Here is a 21354-nt window from a genome sequence, read left to right on the forward strand (position 1 = left end):
CGCAACGCTTTCACGCAATGTCCGGCGGAAGATTTCAGAGAGCTCCGCCAGTGTCACACCGGCACAAAAAAACGGGTCTTCCCGAATGGAAAGACCCGTAGATGTTGACCCGGCCACAGGCCGCCGATCCGGCCCGGGCCGTTGCGCTCACCGGCCAAGCCGGGGCGGCAGGACATGTCCCGGAGGGATCGGGACGTGGCGGGAAGGGATCAGCCCGCCGAAACCGGTTTAATTTCTGCCGCCAGAGCCCCTTTGGGCCCCTCGACACACCGCACCTCGAGCGGATCGCCCGGCTGGACGTCTTCCAGACCGGCCCGGCGCAGCGTCGCGGCGTGGAGGAAGACATCGCCTTCCACCTCGGCACAATTGACGAAGCCATAGCCACGCAGCGGGTCGAACCATTTGACGACAGCTTGCGCGAAGGGGGCGTTGGAGACGGCATAGGGGTGGAAACGCCGGGGCCGGCTGGCCGCTTCGGTGTCACCGCCGCTCATTTCGATGAGTTCGACCGCCTGGCGGCCCTTGTCGCCCTGGACCGCCTTGCAGACGATTTTGGCATTGGGGAGCGCCGGTCCCTGTCCGAACCGCCTCAGACAGCTGGCATGCAGGAGAATGTCCCCCTGCCCGTCCTCAGCGTCGATGAATCCGTAGCCGCGTGCAGGATCGTACCATTTAACGCGGCCCTCCAATTGAAGCACTTGTGTGTCTTCAAAAACTTCGTGAGCCAGAACCATAACTTCACTCGCTTAGACAACCCTCAAGAGAAGTTTTTATAAACAAATATCGAGGTCGAGAGAAGACGATTCCGACAAACAGTTGCGTTTAGCGACTTCGAAATCTAGGCGTTGAGAGGCATTCTCAAGCCAGTTAACACAATATCTTGTGCCAAATAAGCTTTTTACCCGCAACCTGATGAGAATATTCGTAACCTGAATTAAGTATGAATTTTCCCCTAAGAAGCGAATTTTTTGCGTCGAACCAAGTTCATGAAACCGTAATCATCCTGTAACGGACGAATTTCGGAGCCGCTCGACGCGATATCTGTGGAAAACTTTGGGCCGTAGCGGGCTCAATCCAGTTGGGATCGCAACCGGTCGCTCTCTGCCGCCCGATCCAAGGCCTCACTGGAGCGATAGATGGCGCTGTTGGAACCGTGCTCTGAACACTCGACGGATTCCACCCAGCACCGGCCCTGCGTCGCCTCACGGACGATTTCATCGGCCTTCTTGAAGGCCATTTCCGCCATGCGCTCGCAACTCGTGCCCGGCACGATGCGGACATCCGCCAGCCCCTTGGCGCCCAGCGCCTCGAGCGTGGGCCGTTCCGGGTCATCTTCCGCCACGAGCAGGGTGTGATCGAACATCGAGTGGAGCCAGGCCTTGATCAGGCCAAACCCGCCCTTGCCGAAATCCAGCACCCAGCCGCGCTTGTCCAACTGCTCCGCCGCAAACACGAAGTGGAAGCCGAAGGAATAGCCGTGCAAGAGGTTGCAATGACTGTCCGCCGCCCACTGGCGAGAACAACAGCTGAGCCCGCGCTCATTGCCATAGGATTTCGTGGACAGATGGGCCATGCCCGCAACTCCGGATCGCTCGGTCTGAAAGGTGAAAGCGGCTATAGACCGGCATTGAGCGAACATCAAATATCCGCGCAGCGGGTCCGGTCCGCGATTGCGCGTGAGACGCCGTGTATCCCGTCCCGAATTGGCACTGACGCACATCCTGTAGTAGCATTTCTTCACAAAACAGCTTTTGAAAGGGGTGCAGATGGCTAATCGAAGCGAATGGTTCGATCTCAAGGCGAGTGAATATTTCGGCTACCAGACAGCGGGGGGACGGTCCGAAGGACCCAACATGATTGGCATTCTGGGCCAGCACCACCAATTGACCCCACAGGACCCCACGCTAATGAAGGTCAATTACGGAGACCGGATTGACGGCGTGTCTCTGCACTACGGCGACAAGTCCTTAGGCGGACTCGGAAAATTCGGAGGCAAGAAAACCATCGAGATCGATCTGGTGAACAACTCACTGGCTCGGATCGAGTTCTGGGGTGCCCATCCAAAAGGCGATCCTCCCCGGCTCGGTCGTATGGTGATCACGATGGATGACGGAACGGTCCATGAATGTGGCTCCACCCAGAATGAGTATCTCGGCGTCCTGGAAGTGACGCCCGACATGCAGCTGGGCGCCTTGTTCGGTTTCAGTGGTGAAGAGCTGAACGGCCTGGGACTGATGATGAAACACCCCGTTGATGCGTTTTACGTCAACTGGATGGAGTTGGGACTCAATACGGATGCTCAACGCTCACGGCCTCTCAATTCCATTTGCTTGCCCGCATCCCACGATACCGGGACCTATGCGCTGAGTGATGTCCTGACCGACGACCCAAGCGCGGAACTCGCACGGGCAATGGAAATACTGGATGATATTGAATCCGTCTTTGACAAGGCCGGGATCGGGCGCCTCCTGAGTTGGGCTTCGGTCAGATCGACCGTCATGGCCAGTATTGACGACTTGTCCACGACGACGACCCGGACGGTCTATGATCAATTGCTCAACGGAATTCGCTGCCTTGATCTTCGGGTGTTCTATGGAAAGGGGCCGGCGTCCGACACCGAAGACAAGTTCTATCTCTTCCACGGGCTGGTCGGGCCAACGCTGGAAACGGTCCTGTCGGATCTGTCCAGCTATGCGAGGGCCTATGTGGGCGAGATTTTCTACGTCACATTTGGACACCTTCAGAACCAATCGGAATCCACCGATGGCGAAGTGATGCGGCTGTTGCGCGAGCAGATTTCGGAATCGTTGGGCGATCTCGCCTACAAGAAGACCGGCAGCAACAATTCCAGCCTGTTCTCACAGACCTATGAAGCGATCACCGCCGAGGCGCGGCAACAAAACGCTTCGACCATCATTCTGGTCGATGGCGAGAGCAATATACCCTCCTCACCCTCATCGGACCTAACCTACAATCCCGACATCTTTTGGCCGCGCTCGTACAGCCCTGCCGATAACGGAAACGGGCGCAGCAATCGCATCATTGGCCACTACACGGAAACCCCCGATGTCAACGAGATGCTGGCCGGTCAAAAAGCCCTGTTCGATACTTACAAGAACAGTCCGTCCAAGGCCGACCAGGGCTATGCCTTGTACTTCACCCTCACCCCCAGTTTCGACCAGTATGTTGGCATTGTCGGCAACAAAGCGATCCGCAAGGTCCAGAAAGTGGTTGCGGCTACCCTGGCTTCGCCTTTCAAGCTTCCGCTCTGGCCGATCGCGGCGGCGATCTCCATCATCGCGCTGGAACAGGTGAGGAAATACAAGCTGGAATCGCCCGGTTTCTCCTCATTGGAGGAATTGTCCCAGAAGGTGAACCGGCAGATGTACGAACTGGCGACCGAGAACTTCCAGGCCATGCGCTCACAGGAGTTGAACCAGATCGGCTTTCTCTACAGCGACTTCTATGAGCAGACGGAAACGGTCGCGATTGCGGTCTCCTACACGCTGGCCAATGGGCCACATGTCGACGCCATGATTGCAGCGGCCGAACTCAAGGAAGATGCCGAAATGGACGCCTGATCCAAGAACACAGGGTAAGTATGAATCTCTTCGGCCCGGGCAATCGCTCGGGCCGTCTTCTTTTTCGGATCGGGGGAAGCACCGCTGGCAGGCCCTAGGGGAATCGAACCCCTCTTTCCAGGTTGAAAACCTGGCGTCCTAACCGATAGACGAAGGGCCCGCGGCGATGAGGGCCGTCGTATAAGAAAGCTGAAGACGGCTGGCAAGCGGGAATTTCGGAAAAATGTCACTCTTGTGCAGTGGCCAGGTCTTCCAACTGCAGCTGCACCCGGCGGCGGCCCTGCCAGGTATCAAGTTTTATGCGGCCGGCGGCATGATAGAGCCCCTCACCCGCTTTCAGCAGTGCCTCTCCCACGGGCTCGTCAGCGCAGCGGAAAGCGATGCCCTGGACCGCGGTTCCGGCCATGTCCTTGAGCGTGAATCGGACATGGTCCTTGCCGACACGCTTGGCGAAACCGACCCGCATGCGCGGCAGGACGAAACGGGGCTCCGGATTCGCCTGGCCATAGGGTTCGGCGCGCTCCAGCATTTCAGCCAGCTCCACAGAGACGCCAGCCGCGCTCAGGACGCCGTCCAGCTGCAGGGCCATGGCGTCCCCTGCCGCCGCCAATTCCGGCGCCAGGCGGTCATCCAGGAAGGCGACGAGTTCATTGATCCGGTCCGCGTCGACGGTGAGACCACCGGCCATGGCGTGCCCGCCGCCCGCCATCAGGATGCCGGCCTCCCGCGCAGCCGCGATCGCGCCGCCCAGATTGACGCCCGGAACGGAGCGCCCGGAGCCCTTGCCGATCCCGGCGCCGGACTTGCGGTCGATGCCGATGATGATGACCGGTTTGGAGAAACGTTCCTTGAGACGGCCCGCCACAACGCCGATCACACCGGGGTGCCAGTCCTCACCCGAGGCGACCAGAACGGCCCGGCCGCCCCCCTGCCCCTCCAATTGCGCCAGCGCGGCTTCCTGCACCTCCTGTTCGATGGCCCGGCGTTCTGCATTCAACCGATCGAGCTGGCCGGCGAGTTTCGCCGCCAAGGCCGGGTCTTCGGTGGTCAGGAGACGCGCGCCGAGATCGGACTTGCCGACCCGGCCGCCGGCATTGATGCGGGGGCCCAGAAGGAAACCGGCATGATAGGTGGAGGCCTCGCCCTCGACACCGGCCGCCTCGGCCAGCGCCTTGAGCCCGGTCTGGCTCCACTGCCCCATGACACGGAGCCCCTGGGCGACCAGGGCGCGATTGAGGCCGGTCAGGGCCACCACGTCACAGACCGTGCCCAGCGCCGCCAGATCTATCCATTGCAGCAGGTCCGGCTCATTGTCAGCGGTGATCTTGCCGCGGCGGCGGCCTTCCCGGTTCAGCGCGGCGAGAAGGACGAAGGTCACGCCCGCCGCCGCCAGGTGTCCGCAGCCGGATGTGTCATCCGGCCGGTTGGGATTGACCAGAGCCGTGGCCGGCGGGAAGTCATGATCCATCAGGTGATGGTCGATCACCACGATGTCCAGACCGATCCCGGCACCATGTTTGAGCGCTTCATGGGCGGCGGCGCCGCAATCCAGAGTGACCACGAGCTCCGCCCCGCGCTCGCGCAAGGTCTCGAAGGCCGCTGCTGACGGGCCGTAGCCCTCTTCCACACGGTCGGGGATATAGATTTCCGCATCCAGGCCGAAATGCTTCAGCCAGCGCCAGAGCTGTGCGGCAGAGGTGGCCCCGTCGACATCATAGTCGGCGAAGAGGGCCATGCGCCGGCCCGCCTCCACCGCGTCCCAGATGGTGGACGCGGCGAGATCCATGTCGGCCAGGCTGGAGGGATCGGGGAAACTGTCGCGCAGGCGCGGCTGCATGTAGCCGGCGGCTGCATCCGGGGCGATGTCACGGGCCGCGATGACCCGCGCCAGCGCGTCGGGAATCTGCAATTGGCGGGCAATGACGGAGACCGACGCATCATCCGCCTCGCGCAGGCGCCATTTGCGCCCGCTGAGCGAGGTTTCGACCCCCAGAAGGGCTTCGGTCGGTTGAGAGGAGACAGCGGCCTCAGCGGCCGCTGTCGGATCCAGGACGTCGTCAGTCGTGGTGGTCATATCCCCTCGGCATCGGCTCAGGCCGGACGGGCAGTCCGGATACGGCGAACCGAATGATCCGCTGAGTCGAGCAGAAGCGTATGCGTATTCACCAGACCGCCGGACTTGGTGACGCCATCGACCAGGTCACCATCGGTGACGCCAGCCGCCACAAAGAGGCAGTGGCTGGCAGCCAGCTCGGCCAGGTCATACTTGCGATCGAAGTCCGTGACGCCGACGCGCGTGGCGCGGGCTTTCTCGTCCTCATTGCGGAAAACCAGGCGGGCCTGCATCTGGCCACCGATACAGCGCAGGGCCGAGGCCGCCAGAACACCCTCGGGCGCACCACCCTGACCGATATACATGTCGACACCGACACCCAGACCCGCGGCGCCCATGGCACCGGCGACATCGCCATCGGGAATCAGGCGTACCCGGCCACCGGCGGCTTTCACACCATCGATGATCGGTTTGTGCCGCGGCCGGTCCAGGACACAGACCGTGATGTCGGAAACGTCGACGCCCTTGGCCTTGGCCAGATTCTTGACGTTCTCTTCCGGGCTGGCGTCCAGATCGACCACACCGGCCGGCAGGCCCGGCCCCACGGCGATCTTGTCCATATAGGTGTCCGGTGCGTGCAGCAGGCCACCGCGCAGCGCGAAGGAGACCACGGCCAGCGCATTGGCCTGACCGGTCGCGGTCAGGGTCGTGCCTTCCAGCGGATCCAGCGCAATGTCGATTTCCGGGCCTTCGCCCGTACCCACTTCCTCGCCGATATAGAGCATGGGCGCTTCATCACGCTCGCCCTCACCGATCACGATACGGCCTTTCATCGGCATGGCGTTCAGGCCCGTGCGCAGCGCGTCCACGGCGGCCTGGTCAGCCAGCTCTTTTTCGCCCTTGCCGATCCAGGCCGAGGCGGCCACGGCGGCGGCTTCGGCGGCTCGGACGGCCTGCAAGGCCAGACTGCTCAAGGCATGCGTATCGCTCATCATCTGTCTCCGGTAGGGCCGGATCGAGCGACCGGCCGTCTTCTCAATATCCTGTTCCGTCCTCCGGGGGCGTGGTACGAGCCTGCCCCTCGTTGACGAAGTCATCGGCGCTGGACTGGTCCGGTTCCCGGATCAGCCGCTCGGCCTCTGCATCCAGCTGTTCGCGCGCCTGGATCAGGCGTTGTGCCTCACGGTCCAGTGCGGCGGCATCTTGCCGCGACAGCGATGTTACCGGTACCACTGTGGGTGCATCCCGTCTATCCCCGTCAGCCAGACGGTCCTGGACCCAGTCCGGACGTTCGGTATCCGGCGTGGACAGTCCTGTGGACGCACATCCGGTCACCAGGCCGGTCAGGATCACAAGCGTGACAAAGCGATGCATGGCAACTCCTCGCGCTGGACGCGCGTAGCGCTTTCTATACGCTGTTGCGTGCCTGAGTCACCCGCCAAGAACAAGGATTCGCCATGGCGAACCCGACAGACACCGACACACCGCCCAAAGCCGAGACCGGCAAGACGAAGGATGGTGCCAAGACCGCGCAGGACAGCTGGTCCGGTTTCTCCGAGACCGAGATGGAGACGCTCGACCACATGTCGCGCAATCTGATGCAGGCCTCGCTGATGTCGCAGGAGCTGATGAGCGATGTCCTGCAGAAGGCAATGGAGGGCGATCCCGTCCTGCCCAATGCCGATCCCTTCCATGCGGCGCCCGAATTCAATGAAGTCTGGTCAAAGATCGCCAACCAGCCCGAACTGATGATGCGGGCCCAGGCCGATCTGATGAAGGGCTATATCGATCTCTGGTCGAACACGACCAAGCGGGTGATGGCCGGCGAGGCCGATCCGGTGATCGAACCGGAAAAGGGTGACAAGCGCTGGCGCGACGAGGACTGGACGGCGAATCCCCTCTTCTCCGCCATCAAGCAATCCTACCTGCTCAACCAGCATTTCATGCTGGGTCTGGTGAAATCCGTACCGGGCGTTGATGAGCGCACCCGCCGCAAGGTGGAATTCCTCACCAAGCAGATGACGGATGCGCTCTCGCCCACCAATTTTGCGCTGACCAATCCGGAAGTCCTGCGCGAGACCTGGAAATCCAAGGGTGAGAACCTGACCCGCGGCCTGCAGAACTTGATGAGGGATCTGGAGGCCGGACATGGCCGGCTCGCCCTCACCCAGACCGATATGGACGGGTTCGAGGTTGGCAAGGACCTCGCCACCGCACCGGGCAAGGTGATCTTCCAGAACGCGCTGATGGAACTGATCCAGTATTCGCCAACAACCGAGACGGTGAAGCAGAAACCGCTCCTGATCGTCCCGCCCTGGATCAATAAATTCTACATCATGGATCTGCGGGAAAATAACTCGATGATCCGCTGGCTGGTCAGCCAGGGCTTCACGGTCTTCCTGATTTCCTGGGTCAATCCGGGGCCGGAGCTGAAGGACAAGACCTTCGCCGACTACATGCATGAAGGCCTGTTTGCCGCCCTGCATGCCGTCGAGGCCGCCACCGGCGAAAAGAGCGTCAATGCGGTGGGGTATTGCATCGGCGGCACACTCCTGGCGACGGCGATGGCCTGGCTCAAGGCTGATGGCCATGAGGACCGGATCACCTCCGCCACCTTCTTTGCCGCGCAGACCGACTTTTCCGATGCCGGGGATTTGTGCCTGTTCGTGGACGAATACTGGCTCGGCGAGATCGAGAAGATCATGGACAGCCAGGGCGGCATTCTGGACGGGCGGTCCATGGCCGACACGTTCAACCTGCTGCGCTCGAACGACCTGATCTGGTCCTTCGTGGTCAATAATTATCTGCTCGGCCGGCAGCCGCAGGCCTTCGACCTGCTGTTCTGGAATGCCGACCAGACGCGCATGCCCAAGGCGCTTCACCTCTGGTATCTGGACAATCTCTACAACAAGAACAAGCTGGCCAAGGGCGAGCTCGAATTGGCCGGCCACAGGATCGACCTGTCCAGCGTGACCACACCGGTCTACATGCAGGCCTCGCGGGAAGACCATATTGCGCCCTACCCGTCCGTTTACCGGGCGGCGAAACTGTTCGGCGGACCGGTCCGCTTCCTGCTGGCCGGGTCCGGCCATATCGCCGGCGTGATCAATCACCCCGATGCGAAGAAGTACCAGCACTGGACCCATGACAAACTGCCGGCCAAGGTCGAAACTTGGCTGAAGCATGCCAAGGAAAATCCTGGTTCCTGGTGGGAAGACTGGCGCAACTGGCTGTATGATCGGGCCGGCGCGGATGTCGACGCCCGCCAGCCTGGCGAAGGCGACCTGAAGGCCCTGCGGGATGCACCGGGCCAGAATGTCCTCGTGCGCTCCGATGAACGGCTGCAGTCCAAGCCTGCCGGCTCAAAAACCGGCGATTCACCATCGGGTTGAAGTTTTCCCCAAAGGATCAGGCCAATCCGGCCCCAACGGCTTGCACAGACATCTCGCATCACTACGGTTTCATTCAATGTTTTCTTGAATGGCGAGTAGAAGCGTGAGTGAGTTGCAAGACAATACCAAAAATATCGGAAACGCCGAGATATTCTTGCTTGGCTTCCATGTCAGCCCGGAAGGCGGCCGTTTCTATGACCGGTTCCGCCTGGTCCCCATCGCTTCGGGATTTGCCGGAGACATGCATCGCCTGAAGATTGCCGAGACCCAGGGACAGCGCTTCAAGATCACGGGTGAGCCGGACGGGGTCCGCCTGCATCTGAGCCTGACCTGTGAGGAAACCGGTGAGGCCGAAACGCTGGTCATCGAGACCGATGCCGGCAATGACACGACCGGCCAGCCAGCCCTCCTGACCCGCCTGAAAGACGATGCCCAATCGGCCTATGTCGTGGAAACCGTTCTGCCGATCGGTCTGAATCCGAGCCCGACACACGGCTGGGGCACCATCGCCATGCGCGCGATCGCCGCCGACCAGACAGTGGTGGTCGTGTCCGGACCGGTCAGCGAATTCCAGACGCCCTATTCCTTCCGGACAAATAATGGCCGCCATGTCGAGCCGACCGGCTATGGCCATTTCGTCAATCATGCCTGTGAACCCAGCTGCCGGATCGAATACCGTCCTGATGGACGTCCGGTCCTGGTCGCCAATCGGGACCTCGTTCCGGGCGATGAGATCACCTTCGACTACACGCTGACCGAAGGCGATCTGGCCGGCAGCTTCCAGTGCCGCTGTCCGGCCAAGATCCACAAGGTCTGAGCCTTCACCAGCCCCCGCACCGGGGGTTGACCGGCTAGCGTTCGAAACTCACCCGGACAGGCGAGCGACGTCCCGGCCCCTGCATGGCCGTCCGCACCAGCGAATTGAAGCGGAGATTGGTCATCATGACCTGGTCGTCGAAATGGTCGGCCAGAAGGTCATTGTCGACGATGAAGGCCGCTTGGTCCTCCGGCGCTGGCGCGGAGAAATAGATCCAGGCGAACTCGCCATCCGCTTCCGCGCCGACATAATCGAGCTCGATCAGATTGCCCGCGCCATCGCCCATGCGGAACCGTTCACGGACATAATCGCCAACTGTGGCCAGACCCTCTTCGGTCTGCAGCCAGATCTGCGCCGGCTCCGTTTCCTCGCCGACGGCTTCGAGCAGATCATGTCCGAAAACGCGATGGATCACCTCCATCTCGCCCGTACGCGGATTGACCGAAATCTCAGTCACGCCGGCATGGACGCGATGAGCGCTGGCGGGGGCTGCCAGAAACAGCATCCCCGCCAGGGCCAGTATCCAGGTGCGAAGCCGGGGCTTGCGCATGCGCGCTCCTTGTCCGTGCGGACTATTGCGGACGGGTGCGGACGGAATCGCGGCTGACCCGCTGATCCATGTCACCCATCAGATTCGAACCCGAAGATGAGGATCGGTAAACTTCCAGGCGGGTCGGCTCGATCCGCGGCGGGAAGTAATTGTCCGAACGGTCCGCATCGGCGGTTTCCCAAAGCGGATCCAGCTCCACGCTGACCACTTCGCGATCGGTCATGAAGGTCCAGGTCACACTGTCCGGATTATAGCGCCAGACTTCGGCGGGAATGCGCACCATTTCCGTGCTGCCATCCGCATAGGTGAACTCCAGGATGATCGGCATCACGACTCCGCCCTGATTGGAGAAGTCGAGATAATAGATCCGCTGGTCGGAGTTCAGGATGTCGGCTTCCCATTCATCCAGCTCGCCCTGCAGGCGCTCATAGGCCTCGCGCTGGCGATTGGTGACGATGTTGGCGTCGGTGCGGGAATAGAAGTCGAGCACTTCCGGATTGCGCGAGGCATAGGTCGACAGACCTTCTTCGCGGTTGGAGGCCTGGGTCAGGCTTTCCGGCGCCGCCGCGTCCTCGGCCGCATCCAGTGCATTCTCGATTTCCGGATTCTCGGTATTGAACGTTCCCTCGAAGACCCGGTCGATGGAGATGTCGACATGGTCGGTCGAGTAGAACCAGCCGCGCCAGAACCAGTCGAGATCGACCCCGGAAACCTCTTCCATCGTGCGGAAGAAGTCATAGGGCGTCGGCCGGCGGAAGCGCCAGCGCTCGGCATAGGTGCGGAACGCCTCGTCGAACAATTCCCGGCCCAGCACGGTCTCGCGCAGGACGACCAGGGCGATGGTCGGCTTGGAATAGGCGTTCGGACCAAACTGCACGATCGAGTCCGACTGGGTCATGATCGGCATCTGGTTGGTGGACACCATGTAGGAGGTGATGGAGTGCGGATCGCCGCGGCGGACCGGGAAATCCTCTTCCCACTGGCGCTCGGCCTGGAATTGCAGGAAGGAGTTCAGGCCTTCATCCATCCAGGTCCACTGGCGTTCATCGGAATTCACCGTCATCGGGAAATAGATGTGGCCGATCTCGTGGATGATCACGCCGATCAGGCCACGCTTGGAGCCCAGTGAATAGGTCAGATTGCCATCATCATCCGCCACCGGACGGCCATAGGTACCGCCATTGAAGGTGATCATCGGATACTCCATCCCGCCCTGCGGGCCGGCAATCGATTGCGCGGTCGGATAGGGATAGGGGAAGGCGAAATCATTGTAGACGGCGATCGTGTGCTCGACAGCCCGGGTCGAGAAGGTCGACCAGAGCGGCTCGCTCTCATTGGGATAGAAGGACATCGCCATGACGAGATCCGGGGCCTCGCCCTGCCCGTCCTGTTCAACGCCGACCGCGTCCCAGATGAATTTGCGCGAACCGGCCCAGGCGAAGTCGCGCACATTCTCGGCGCGGAATTCCCAGGTCTCGGTCGAACGCGTGCCGCGGCGCTCATTGGCGCGGGCCTCGGCCGGGGTCACGATGAAGACCGGCTCGTCCGCCGTGCGGGCTTCGTCCAGACGGTCCCGCTGGACCTGGTTGAGCACTTCATCGGCATTCTGAAGCTCGCCGGTCGCCGCCACGATGAAGTCCTGCGGCACGGTGATGGAGACGTCGTAATCGCCGAATTCCAGACCGAATTCCCCGCGGCCCAGGAAGGCCTTGTTGTGCCAGCCCTCATAATCGGAGAAAGCCGCCGCGCGCGGGAACCATTGTGCAATCTGGTAGATGCAGTCGCCGCCCGTATCCTCGGTTTCCTCGAAGCATTCCCAGCCGGCGCGGCCACCGATCACCTGGGTTTCCACCAGGCGGTAATCCCATTCAATGGTGAAGGTGACGCTGTCGCCCGTGGTCAGGTCCTCATCCAGGTCGATCCGCATCAGCGTGTCGACAATGGTGAAGTCCATCGGCTCGCCATTCACGTCGGTGACGCCGGTGATGTTGTGGCCATAGCCGTTTTCGGCGATCTGCTGACGACGGCGCACGGCCGAGGCGGAAATGCCTTCCGGATCGGATCCGCCAGTGCGGCTGGACGAGCGCCCGCCGCCGCCGACGGTTTCCGTCATGACCGCGATCGAATCGGGGCGGAAACGGTTCTGGTCGAGTTGGAACCAGAGGAAGTCCAGCGTGTCCGGCGCATTGTTCGTATAGGTGATCGTCTCGACGCCGTAGAGGTGTTTCTCCTCCTCATCGAGACGGATATCGATGTCGTAATCGACCTGCTGCTGCCAGTAATCCGGTCCGGGGGCCCCGGTGGCGCGCCGCTCGCGGTTCGGTGTCGGCCAGTCCTCGTCCTCGAGCTGGCGGAAGGCGTCACGCCAATCATTGACGGTCTGCTGGTTCGGCTGAGCGGCCGCGACATTCAAGGTCGCAGCCGCCGTAGCCAGAACGATCAGGTTCAAACTACGCATCTTGTTCCCCAATTAGCCCAGGGCCGAAGCCCCGTATGGGGAAGAATTAACGCGCAGTCGAAGGGGCGTCACCCCTGTGTTACGGCATTGTCATGATGCATGGAGCCACCACTGGCCATGGGAGCGGGCTGGCCATTGCCGCCCAGGGCCAGAACCCAGGCCCCGAAGCCGATGAAAACCAAGATCAATCCGACGATCGCACCCAGACCCGGAATGACACCCAGCGCCACCGACGCCGCCAGCACCAAAAGCAGGGACAGAAGCCGCATGCCCAGTCCCAGCGGGACGTCCGGATTGCGATTGAAGATCAGGTCTCCGACCGCCAGCGCCCCCATGCCCAGGCACAGCAGCAGGAAGGGCCAGAACAGGATCCACAGGAAGGGGATCAGGACCGCCCCGATGACCGTGATGGCCAGCAGAACCGTCAAGATCACCAGCAGGACCGGCGAGAAGGCGAACAGCAGGAAGCCGACAAAGCCGGAAACCAGCGGTTTGCTGCGGAAAGTCCGCGCCACCCGGCCCGTCCCGTTCGGCGCCAGCACCACCGCCAGGAAACCCAGCAAGAGGGCCGAGCCGGGAATGGCAAAGCCGAAGAAGGCGAAGGGCGCTCCGATCAGCTCCCACGGGCCATCAATGTCGATATCGACATCATCCCAGTGCTTGGCGCCGAAATTGAAGTTCTCATAGACATAGTTGAGTTCGCCGATCTCGGCACCGCTCGCAATGACCGGTTCCACCGGACTGCGGATGTTCAGCGTGCCTTCGATCCGGGCGGATTCGAGGATGTAGACTTCCTCGGCCTTGATCTCGACATTGCCCGTGATCGTTCCCGCGATGGAAATCTCGGAGGCTTCCGCGTCCAGATCGCCATCGATCAGGCCGAACAGCTCGACCTCGCCGCCAGCCAGTTCCACGCCCTGGCGGAACTGGGCCGTGGGCGAGACATAAATGCCGCCACCGGCGAGATGAGCCCGGTCTTCGACAATCGCGTCGATTTCCACACTGCCACCCGCGGTCGACAGCGAGCCGCCGACCGTGCCGGAGACATGGACATCGCCACCGGCCACGGACACATCGCCCGCAACATCAGCGCTGACTTCGACATCACCGCCGGCGATCTCGATATCCTCGCCGACCGTGCCGCGAACCGAGATGTCGCCGCCGATGAAATTGACCGAACCGGTCACATTGGCGTCGATATCGCCCTCCCCGGCCAGTGCAGCGACATCGCCCTGCACATCGCCGCGAACCGTGAGCTCGCCGCCAAAGAAGTGAACATCGGAACGGTGTCCGTCGATATCGACTTCGCCGCCAATCATCTGGGCGGAGACCGGTGTGGCCCCCAACCCGATGGCCAGCCCCAAGGCCATCACAAAACGCTTGATAATCATAACAGTGTCTCCCTGCGCCCCCCGGCAATCAGGTCGTCGGTTGAAAGGTGACGATCGGCCCTAACCGTCAATGAGATCTTCGCAGTCTCGCCGGTTCCGCGGACGATAGTCCAGACCGGATACATGTGCGCCGGCACGGATTTCCGGTTCGCTCTGGGCATAGACCACGAGCGGTCCGTCGATCCGGGCGCCGCGTTCGAAGACGACCGAGACCGCACAGACCTCGCCGCCATCATGGACACGGCCTGCCATGGTGATCCGGCCATGTTCACCGTCATAATCGCGGTGACGGCGCATTTCATTGATCGAGGTCAGGCTCAGCCGGCCATGGACCTCACCGTCCAGACGCAGCGTACCGGCCGAAGCCACCAGCCCGTCACGGAAGTCTGCATCCAGAACCATGTCACCGGCGGCCAGCGAGGCTTCGCCATCGGCGCGCCCGCGAACATCCAGATCGCCGGCTGCGAGGTTCAGCTCGTCGCGGGCATGACCTTGGAAACTCACATCGCCGCCGGCGATCGAGACTTCACCCGCGACCGTGCCGGTGAAATTGACGTCACCCGCCGCGATCGACACTTCGCCACCAATGTCCATATTGTCGATATCGACATCACCGGACACGAGGCTGAGATCGCCGCCCAGGCGGCCGCGCAGATTGAGATCCCCACTCAGGCGGCTGTAATCGCCCTCGCGGTCCAGGACGATATAGCCGTCCGATGCGCGCGTGGTGCCCAGCATCTTGTTGCCGTCACCATCATCACCGACAACGATGACGCATCCCGAGGTCAGAAGCGCGCCCGACAGGGCCGTTGCCGCAAGCCAGAACTTGGCCATTTAAGTCTCCGTTACTCCCGGCCCGCCGCCCGTTCAGGCGGTGAAATCGATCGGACCTACGCTCCCCAGCGTTGATACGAAGCATACATTATCGAAAAACGATATCAAGAAGTTTTTCCGTTTTTCGATAAATCCTTTATGAAAAGCGAGATGTCCCCGGTATCTGGAGCGGGCCCGGCTACACTCCAGCCTTCCCTATGCGTCATGCGAAGCTAATATCAGGGCAAAGACGAACGCCTTCTGGGGGAGGCGTCATGGGAGGATGACATGGCTGAGACATCAGCAGCCGGCACGGCACCGGCATCCGAAACGCCTGTTTCCGAAGGTGACATCTACGAAGGCGCGTCCTTCGATCTGAAGCGGATCCGCAAATCCGTCTTTGCGTCCATGCTGGAATCCAAGTCGCGCTATGGCGGCAAGCGGATTGCCGCCATCGATGCCGACGGCCGCGAAGTGAGCTTCAACGACCTGACCAAGGCCGCCTTTGCGCTGGGACATGCCCTAAAAGCCGGCACGGAACCGGGTGAAGCCATCGGTGTCCTCCTGCCGACCGGTGTGGGCGCCATCATCTCCTTCTATGCCCTCACCGCCTATGGCCGCGTCCCGGCCATGCTGAACTTCACCGCCGGCGAACGGGCCCTGAAAGCGGCTTGCACGGCCTGCAAGGCCAAGAAGATCATCACCGCCCACCGCTTCATCGAACTGGGCGAGCTGGAAGATCTGGAAGCCGAGCTGAAGCAGGATCACGAGCTCATCTATCTGGAGGATGTGCGCGAAAACCTGTCCCTGATGGACAAGATCGCCGCCGCCGTCGGAACCGTCCTGCCCGGCCTTGTCCGCTCGCATCCGGATCCGGACAGCCCCGCCGTCTATCTCTTCACCTCCGGCACGGAAGGCGATCCCAAGGGCGTCGTGCTCAGCCACGCCAATCTGCTGGCGAATGTCGAGCAGGTGCGCGACCACATCAAGATCCTGCCGACGGACATCCTGTTCAACCCGCTGCCGACCTTCCACTGTTTCGGTCTGACCGGCGGCGTCCTGGTGCCCATCGGCCTGGGTGTGCCGGCGATCTGTCATCCGACACCGCTGCAGGCCAAGACGATCGTGAAGCGGATTGCCGAGACCAAGGCGACCATCCTGTTCGCCACCGACACTTTCATGAACCAGTATGCGCGCGCCGCCGATGAGGGCGACCTCTCCTCGCTGCGCTTTGCCGTCTGCGGTGCCGAGCGCGTCAAGGACGAGACCCGCTCAGCCCTGCGCCGCCGCTTCAATCTGGAAATTGTGGAAGGCTATGGCCTGACCGAGGCCGCCCCGGTCCTGTCGGTCAACCAGCCCCAGAACAACCGCCCGGGCACGGTCGGCCAGCTCATGCCCGGCTGCCAGGCCAAACTCGTCCCGGTCGAGGGCATTGATGATGGCGGCCAGCTTCACATCAAGGGCCCGAACATCATGAAGGGCTATATCCGCCCGACCAATCCGCTCGTCCTGGAAGCCCCCGAGGGCGGCTGGCATGATACCGGCGATATCGTCTCCATCGACGAGGACGGTTTCCTGCGCATTCGTGGCCGGGTGAAGCGCTTTGCCAAGCTGGGTGGCGAAATGGTCTCCCTGGCCGTGGTGGAAAATTGCGCCACCTCGCTCTGGCCGGACAATATGCACGCGGCCGCCGCCATTCCCGACAAGCGCAAGGGCGAGCAGGTCATCCTGCTGACCGATTACGAGAAGGCCGACCGCGCCGACCTCGTCGCCTTTGCCCGCAATCACGGCATTTCCGATCTCGCCATCCCGCGCAAGATCATCCATGTCGACAGCATCCCGGTGCTCGGAACGGGCAAGACCGATTACGGCAGCGTCCAGAAAACGGTCGAATCCCTGATGGCCGAAACCCCGGCCCCGGCGACCGAACCGGCGGAATAGAAAAAGCCCGCCAGCCGGCGGGCTTTTTCATGCTTCGGGATCCGGAAGCAGGATGGCCGGTCTCGTGAGGGAGATGGACCGGCTTGGCCTGGGGAAGCACCCTGCCCGCCGGACCCCGAACTCGGTGACCTTACAAATGGTCGCAATCACGCCCGTTGAGCGCTTCATAGCGGAAGCCGTCACCGGCCGGGCGGTGGTCGGAGATCACCAGAAGGTCGCCCTCGATCCGGGCTGAGCGCCCGATCTCCACCTCGGCGGCGCAGATCAGACCGCCCTGGGCCAGATGGCCGGACAATTCAACACGTCCATTATGGCCGTCATTGCGGCCATGACCGCGAATCTCTACCGGCCCCCGCACGATCCCGCGCACATTCATATGGCCGGCATCCATGACCAGCCGACCACCCAGATCCCCGTCCAGGGTAATCCGCCCTGCGGCGATCTCGGTATTCCCGAGGATACGCGCATCGAGATAAGCCGTGCCGGCGGCGATGTCCGCATTGCCACCGACCGAGCCGGTGAAGCGGACGCGGGCGCCTTCGGCGGTTAGATTGCCGCCGACATCGGCATTGGAGCGGACGCTGGCCCCGGACAGCTCCAGATCGCGGCCGACATCGCCGTGGGCATTGACGATCATGCCGGAAAATTCCGCATCACCGGGTACATCGACATGACGGGAGGCGACCATGCCGGCGCTCTCGGCCGACCGGTTGTCGCCATGTCCGGAGACGGAATAGGTGCAAGCCGGCAGCAGCATCATGGCGGCGGCACAAACCAGTACGTGTTTCATCGGGGTATCCTTTCCAAGGGTGTTTGCCCTTGGGATGCGCCTCATGCGCGCTTTGGATGCAGACCCGGCCCGATTTATCCGCTGCTAGATGTGCAGCGCCCGCCCGTACGCGTCCAGCACGCTTTCATGCATCATTTCCGACAGGGTCGGGTGCGGGAAGACGGTGTGCATCAGCTCGGCCTCGGTGGTTTCCAGCTGACGGCCCACGACATAGCCCTGGATCATCTCGGTGACCTCCGGCCCCACCATGTGGGCGCCCAGTAGCTCGCCGGTCTTGGCATCGAACACGGTCTTCACCAGGCCCTGGTCATCGCCCAGGGCGATTGCCTTGCCATTGCCGACAAAGGGGAAGCGTCCGACCTTCACCTCATGCCCGGCCTCCTTCGCCTTGGCTTCGGTCAGACCGACCGAGGCGATTTGCGGATGGCAATAGGTGCAGCCAGGGATATTGGCGGTCTCGAAGGCATGGACATCCTCGCCGGCGATCTTCTCGACACAAACCACACCCTCATGGCTGGCCTTGTGGGCGAGCCAGGGCGGGCCGGCGACATCGCCGATGGCGTAGAGGCCTTTCACATTGGTGCGGCCGAACCCGTCATTGACGACATGGCCGCGATCGATCTTCACACCCAGTTTCTCCAGCCCCATATCCTCGATATTGGCGACGATGCCGACGGCCAGGATGACTTTCTCGACCTCGATGATCTCGGTTTTGCCCTTGGACGTCTTCACATGGACCTTCACCGTCTTGCCCGACTTGTCGAGTTTCTCGACCTGCGCGCCCGTCACCAGGTTGAGCCCCTGCTTCTTGAAGCTCTTGGCGGCGAAGGCGGAGATTTCCTCATCCTCGACCGGCAGCACACGGTCCATCATCTCCACGACGGTCACATCCGCGCCCATCGTCTTGTAGAAGCTGGCGAACTCGATCCCGATCGCCCCGGAACCGATGACCAGCAGGGATTTGGGCATGCTGTCCGGCACCATGGCTTCGCGATAGGTCCAGATCTTGTCGCCATCCGGCTCCAGACCAGCCTGGGGAATCGTCCGGGCCCGCGCGCCGGTTGCGAGAATCACATGCTTGGCCGTGTAGCTGTCCTTGCCGACCAAGACTTTCGGGGCATCACCGCCCTTTTCAAGCTTGGCCGTGCCTTCGATCACCGTGATCTTGTGCTTCTTCATCAGCATGCCGATCCCGCCGGTGAGCCGGCCGGAGACCTGGCGTGAGCGTTTCACGATGGCCTTGATATCGAAACCGACCTTCTCGGCACTCAGGCCGAAATCCGCGGCATTCTGCATGAGATGATAGACTTCAGCCGAGCGCAGCAGGGCCTTGGTGGGGATGCAGCCCCAGTTGAGGCAGATACCGCCCAGATTGTCCCGCTCCACAACGGCCGTCTTGAAACCCAGCTGGGCGGCCCGGATGGCCGCGACATAGCCGCCGGGGCCGCCACCGATCACGATCACGTCGAAGGCATTGGAACTCATGGCGGACCTCATTAATTCGCATGTGAAATAATGTTCGAATTGCTGTGTCGCGGTATAACCGTCCGCCCGGTCCGGATCAATGCTTGGCGCGTTCAGGCGCGGGATTGGCTCCGGTCAGCATTCTCCCCCAACGAGATATCTACGCCAATCATACGACGGGGGGTTGATAATTTCTAGTTTTGGGAGAACATGTTGCCACCAAAACTTGAGGGAGATCACACATGCGTAAATTGTTGACGCACCCGGCTTTTCTGGCGGGAGCGGCGGCGCTTGGCCTGACCGCAGCCGCATCCGCCCAATCTGACCCCTTTATCGGTCAGATCCAGGCCGTTGGGGAGAATTTCTGCCCGCGGAACTTCATGCCGGCCGCAGGCCAAACCCTGCCGATCAGCAGTTATTCGGCGCTGTTTTCGCTTCTGGGCTGCAGCTACGGCGGGGACTGCCGCTCCACGTTCGCGCTGCCGGACCTGCGCGGCCATGCCATGATCGGAACCGGACAGGGCCCCGGCCTTCCCTACTACACGCGAGGACAATCGGGCGGCGCGGCGACGGTGACCCTGACCTCCAACCAATTGCCATCCCACAATCACAACATGATGGCCTCCACAGCGCCGCCGACAGCCTCTTCGCCTCTGGAAAACGCGATGCCGACCTATCAGACCACGACGTCGGAAATCTATTCCGACCAGGATCCCGGCTCGGCTCAGTTGCACCAGAATGTGCTCAACCATGCCGGCGGCAATATCCCGATGAACATCGTGCAGCCTACGGCGACACTGACCTATTGCGTGGCCGTTTACGGTATTTATCCGTCGCGCGGCTAGCGCCGACCCAACATCCCGGAACGAGGGACACATCATGAAACTTCATCTGATTTGCGCGGCTGCCGGCTTGGCCGGCCTGTCGCTGAGCCATCTGCCCGAAGCAGAGGCCCAGGCCGAACCCTATGTGGGTCAGCTCATGGCAACAGCGGGCGACTTCTGTCCGCGAGGCTGGGTCAACGCCAATGGCCAGATCATTGCCATTTCCCAGAATGACGCCCTGTTTTCGCTCTACGGCACGATTTATGGCGGCAATGGAACCACCACGTTCGGCCTGCCTGACCTGCGCGGCCGCATGGCGGGCCACACCGGACATGGTCCCGGACTGACCGAACGGACACAGGGCAGCATGTACGGCGCCGACGACGTCACCCTGACCGTCAGCCAACTGGCCGCTCACAACCATGCCATGTACAGCTCGTCCGCCTCGCCGGACCAGACCTCGGTCCAAGGCGGAACGCTTGCGACCTTCCCGCCCAGCGTGGAAGCCTATGCGGTGGCTCAGGCCAACCAGCTCACCCAACCCTTGAACAATCGGACGATCGGCACGGCCGGCGCCAGCTACCCGGTGGCTGTCCAACAGCCCTACACCGTTGTGAACTGGTGTGTGGCGATGTTCGGCATCTATCCGTCCCGCGGCTGATTTAGGAGAGAATTATGATGAAACGCAAACATATTGCCGCCGGTCTGGCCGCTGCAGCCATGCTTGTGCCCAGCCTGACCGCCCCGGCCGCCGCCACGCCCACCATGGGTGATGTCATTGTCGTGGGCTTCAACTTCTGCCCGAACGGTTACATGAATGCCGATGGCCAATTGCTGGCGATCAGCACCCACCAGGCGCTCTTCTCGCTCCTCGGCACCGCTTATGGCGGGGATGGCCGGACTACATTCGCCCTGCCCGACCTGCGCGGTCGCGTGCCGGTCAGTGCCGGCCAGTCCCCCGGGCTTCCGGATTACCAGCTGGGCGCCCGTTTCGGTTCGGAAACCACCACGATGCTGATCACCAGTATGCCGAATCATACCCATGCGGCTTTCGGCACCACGGCTCAGCCGAATGAGGAAACGCCGACCGGAAACTCGCTGGGCAGTTTCGACCCGTCCGGGGCCAACATCTACACGTCCAGCACGCCCAATGAGCCCATGGCTCCCGGTGTGATCTCGGTCACTGGCGCCAGCCAGCCGATCCAGATCAGCGCACCGACGACCACGCTGCGCTATTGCATCGCCACCCAAGGGCTCTTCCCGAGCCGCGATTGATGCCT

18 protein-coding genes and 1 tRNA gene are annotated in these 21354 nt (G+C 62.0%); 7 read left to right on the forward strand and 12 right to left on the reverse strand.

Features of this window, described 5'->3' with window-relative positions:
* Positions 1-209 precede the first annotated feature (209 nt).
* On the reverse strand, positions 210-698 hold the full coding sequence (locus tag FCS99_RS01685; protein WP_171036200.1) for a cold-shock protein: 489 nt from the start codon (positions 696-698) through the stop codon (positions 210-212).
* 371 nt (positions 699-1069) lie between these two features.
* On the reverse strand, positions 1070-1573 hold the full coding sequence (locus FCS99_RS01690; protein WP_138509907.1) for a 6-pyruvoyl trahydropterin synthase family protein: 504 nt from the start codon (positions 1571-1573) through the stop codon (positions 1070-1072).
* A 193-nt stretch (positions 1574-1766) separates the two neighbouring features.
* Here FCS99_RS01690 and FCS99_RS01695 point away from each other — a divergent pair, with 193 nt between their 5' ends.
* Complete coding sequence (locus FCS99_RS01695; RefSeq protein ID WP_138509909.1) at positions 1767-3581, forward strand: PI-PLC domain-containing protein; 1815 nt, start codon at positions 1767-1769, stop codon at positions 3579-3581.
* Positions 3582-3666: 85 nt separating this feature from the next.
* On the opposite strand, the gene FCS99_RS01700 is transcribed toward FCS99_RS01695, so the two are convergent.
* The 4 genes from FCS99_RS01700 to FCS99_RS01715 form a co-directional block, all read right to left on the reverse strand.
* Positions 3667-3741 (reverse strand) — tRNA-Glu (locus FCS99_RS01700).
* Positions 3742-3807: 66 nt separating this feature from the next.
* Complete coding sequence (gene recJ, locus FCS99_RS01705) at positions 3808-5655, reverse strand: single-stranded-DNA-specific exonuclease RecJ (protein ID WP_138509911.1); 1848 nt, start codon at positions 5653-5655, stop codon at positions 3808-3810.
* A 17-nt stretch (positions 5656-5672) separates the two neighbouring features.
* The gene (gene glpX, locus FCS99_RS01710; RefSeq protein ID WP_138509913.1) at positions 5673-6626 is read right to left on the reverse strand and encodes a class II fructose-bisphosphatase; all 954 of its coding nucleotides are present in this window, start codon (positions 6624-6626) and stop codon (positions 5673-5675) included.
* 43 nt (positions 6627-6669) lie between these two features.
* A complete protein-coding gene (locus tag FCS99_RS01715; protein WP_138509915.1) occupies positions 6670-7008 on the reverse strand; it encodes a hypothetical protein in 339 nt (112 codons plus the stop codon).
* An 83-nt stretch (positions 7009-7091) separates the two neighbouring features.
* On the opposite strand from FCS99_RS01715, the gene phaC reads away from it, so the two are divergent.
* Both phaC and FCS99_RS01725 read left to right on the forward strand, forming a co-directional pair.
* Positions 7092-9026: a class I poly(R)-hydroxyalkanoic acid synthase gene (gene phaC / locus FCS99_RS01720; protein WP_138509917.1), complete on the forward strand. Its 1935-nt coding sequence runs from the start codon at positions 7092-7094 to the stop codon at positions 9024-9026.
* 103 nt (positions 9027-9129) lie between these two features.
* Positions 9130-9843, forward strand: a complete 714-nt coding sequence (locus FCS99_RS01725) for an SET domain-containing protein-lysine N-methyltransferase (RefSeq protein ID WP_171036201.1) — start codon at positions 9130-9132, stop codon at positions 9841-9843.
* A 34-nt stretch (positions 9844-9877) separates the two neighbouring features.
* Here FCS99_RS01725 and FCS99_RS01730 read toward each other — a convergent pair whose 3' ends face one another.
* From FCS99_RS01730 to FCS99_RS01745, 4 genes are all read right to left on the reverse strand, one after another.
* The gene (locus FCS99_RS01730) at positions 9878-10393 is read right to left on the reverse strand and encodes a DUF6702 family protein (protein ID WP_138509921.1); all 516 of its coding nucleotides are present in this window, start codon (positions 10391-10393) and stop codon (positions 9878-9880) included.
* A 22-nt stretch (positions 10394-10415) separates the two neighbouring features.
* Entirely contained in the window at positions 10416-12851 is a 2436-nt protein-coding gene (locus FCS99_RS01735; protein WP_138509923.1) for a M1 family metallopeptidase, read from the reverse strand.
* A 68-nt stretch (positions 12852-12919) separates the two neighbouring features.
* A complete protein-coding gene (locus FCS99_RS01740) occupies positions 12920-14242 on the reverse strand; it encodes a polymer-forming cytoskeletal protein (RefSeq protein WP_138509925.1) in 1323 nt (440 codons plus the stop codon).
* Between the two features lie 60 nt (positions 14243-14302).
* A complete protein-coding gene (locus FCS99_RS01745; protein ID WP_138509927.1) occupies positions 14303-15076 on the reverse strand; it encodes a DUF4097 family beta strand repeat-containing protein in 774 nt (257 codons plus the stop codon).
* A gap of 267 nt (positions 15077-15343) precedes the next feature.
* Between FCS99_RS01745 and FCS99_RS01750 the strand changes: the two genes are divergently transcribed.
* The gene (locus FCS99_RS01750; RefSeq protein ID WP_138509929.1) at positions 15344-16996 is read left to right on the forward strand and encodes an AMP-binding protein; all 1653 of its coding nucleotides are present in this window, start codon (positions 15344-15346) and stop codon (positions 16994-16996) included.
* A 130-nt stretch (positions 16997-17126) separates the two neighbouring features.
* Here FCS99_RS01750 and FCS99_RS01755 read toward each other — a convergent pair whose 3' ends face one another.
* Together FCS99_RS01755 and lpdA are read right to left on the reverse strand one after the other, a co-directional pair.
* On the reverse strand, positions 17127-17786 hold the full coding sequence (locus FCS99_RS01755) for a hypothetical protein (RefSeq protein WP_138509931.1): 660 nt from the start codon (positions 17784-17786) through the stop codon (positions 17127-17129).
* 84 nt (positions 17787-17870) lie between these two features.
* The gene (gene lpdA, locus FCS99_RS01760) at positions 17871-19271 is read right to left on the reverse strand and encodes a dihydrolipoyl dehydrogenase (protein ID WP_138509933.1); all 1401 of its coding nucleotides are present in this window, start codon (positions 19269-19271) and stop codon (positions 17871-17873) included.
* Between the two features lie 221 nt (positions 19272-19492).
* Here lpdA and FCS99_RS01765 point away from each other — a divergent pair, with 221 nt between their 5' ends.
* The 3 genes from FCS99_RS01765 to FCS99_RS01775 are packed head-to-tail and all read left to right on the forward strand — an operon-like array spanning position 19493 to position 21349.
* Positions 19493-20095, forward strand: a complete 603-nt coding sequence (locus tag FCS99_RS01765; RefSeq protein WP_138509935.1) for a phage tail protein — start codon at positions 19493-19495, stop codon at positions 20093-20095.
* A 34-nt stretch (positions 20096-20129) separates the two neighbouring features.
* Complete coding sequence (locus FCS99_RS01770) at positions 20130-20735, forward strand: phage tail protein (RefSeq protein ID WP_138509937.1); 606 nt, start codon at positions 20130-20132, stop codon at positions 20733-20735.
* Between the two features lie 14 nt (positions 20736-20749).
* Complete coding sequence (locus FCS99_RS01775) at positions 20750-21349, forward strand: phage tail protein (RefSeq protein WP_233352617.1); 600 nt, start codon at positions 20750-20752, stop codon at positions 21347-21349.
* Positions 21350-21354 lie beyond the last annotated feature (5 nt).

It is taken from the genome of Maricaulis alexandrii (assembly GCF_005871165.1).
Taxonomy (GTDB): Bacteria; Pseudomonadota; Alphaproteobacteria; order Caulobacterales; family Maricaulaceae; genus Maricaulis; species Maricaulis alexandrii.

Excerpts from the sequence above, each read along its gene's own strand:
- FCS99_RS01715 (WP_138509915.1), bottom strand. The coding sequence starts at position 7,008 with ATGCATCGCTTTGTCACGCTTGTGATCCTGACCGGCCTGGTGACCGGA.
- FCS99_RS01695 (WP_138509909.1), top strand. The coding sequence starts at position 1,767 with ATGGCTAATCGAAGCGAATGGTTCGATCTCAAGGCGAGTGAATATTTC.
- recJ (WP_138509911.1), bottom strand. The coding sequence starts at position 5,655 with ATGACCACCACGACTGACGACGTCCTGGATCCGACAGCGGCCGCTGAG.
- FCS99_RS01765 (WP_138509935.1), top strand. The coding sequence starts at position 19,493 with ATGCGTAAATTGTTGACGCACCCGGCTTTTCTGGCGGGAGCGGCGGCG.
- FCS99_RS01775 (WP_233352617.1), top strand. The coding sequence starts at position 20,750 with ATGATGAAACGCAAACATATTGCCGCCGGTCTGGCCGCTGCAGCCATG.
- phaC (WP_138509917.1), top strand. The coding sequence starts at position 7,092 with ATGGCGAACCCGACAGACACCGACACACCGCCCAAAGCCGAGACCGGC.
- FCS99_RS01745 (WP_138509927.1), bottom strand. The coding sequence starts at position 15,076 with ATGGCCAAGTTCTGGCTTGCGGCAACGGCCCTGTCGGGCGCGCTTCTG.
- glpX (WP_138509913.1), bottom strand. The coding sequence starts at position 6,626 with ATGAGCGATACGCATGCCTTGAGCAGTCTGGCCTTGCAGGCCGTCCGA.
- FCS99_RS01735 (WP_138509923.1), bottom strand. The coding sequence starts at position 12,851 with ATGCGTAGTTTGAACCTGATCGTTCTGGCTACGGCGGCTGCGACCTTG.
- lpdA (WP_138509933.1), bottom strand. The coding sequence starts at position 19,271 with ATGAGTTCCAATGCCTTCGACGTGATCGTGATCGGTGGCGGCCCCGGC.
- FCS99_RS01755 (WP_138509931.1), bottom strand. The coding sequence starts at position 17,786 with ATGAAACACGTACTGGTTTGTGCCGCCGCCATGATGCTGCTGCCGGCT.
- FCS99_RS01770 (WP_138509937.1), top strand. The coding sequence starts at position 20,130 with ATGAAACTTCATCTGATTTGCGCGGCTGCCGGCTTGGCCGGCCTGTCG.
- FCS99_RS01690 (WP_138509907.1), bottom strand. The coding sequence starts at position 1,573 with ATGGCCCATCTGTCCACGAAATCCTATGGCAATGAGCGCGGGCTCAGC.
- FCS99_RS01750 (WP_138509929.1), top strand. The coding sequence starts at position 15,344 with ATGGCTGAGACATCAGCAGCCGGCACGGCACCGGCATCCGAAACGCCT.
- FCS99_RS01740 (WP_138509925.1), bottom strand. The coding sequence starts at position 14,242 with ATGATTATCAAGCGTTTTGTGATGGCCTTGGGGCTGGCCATCGGGTTG.
- FCS99_RS01730 (WP_138509921.1), bottom strand. The coding sequence starts at position 10,393 with ATGCGCAAGCCCCGGCTTCGCACCTGGATACTGGCCCTGGCGGGGATG.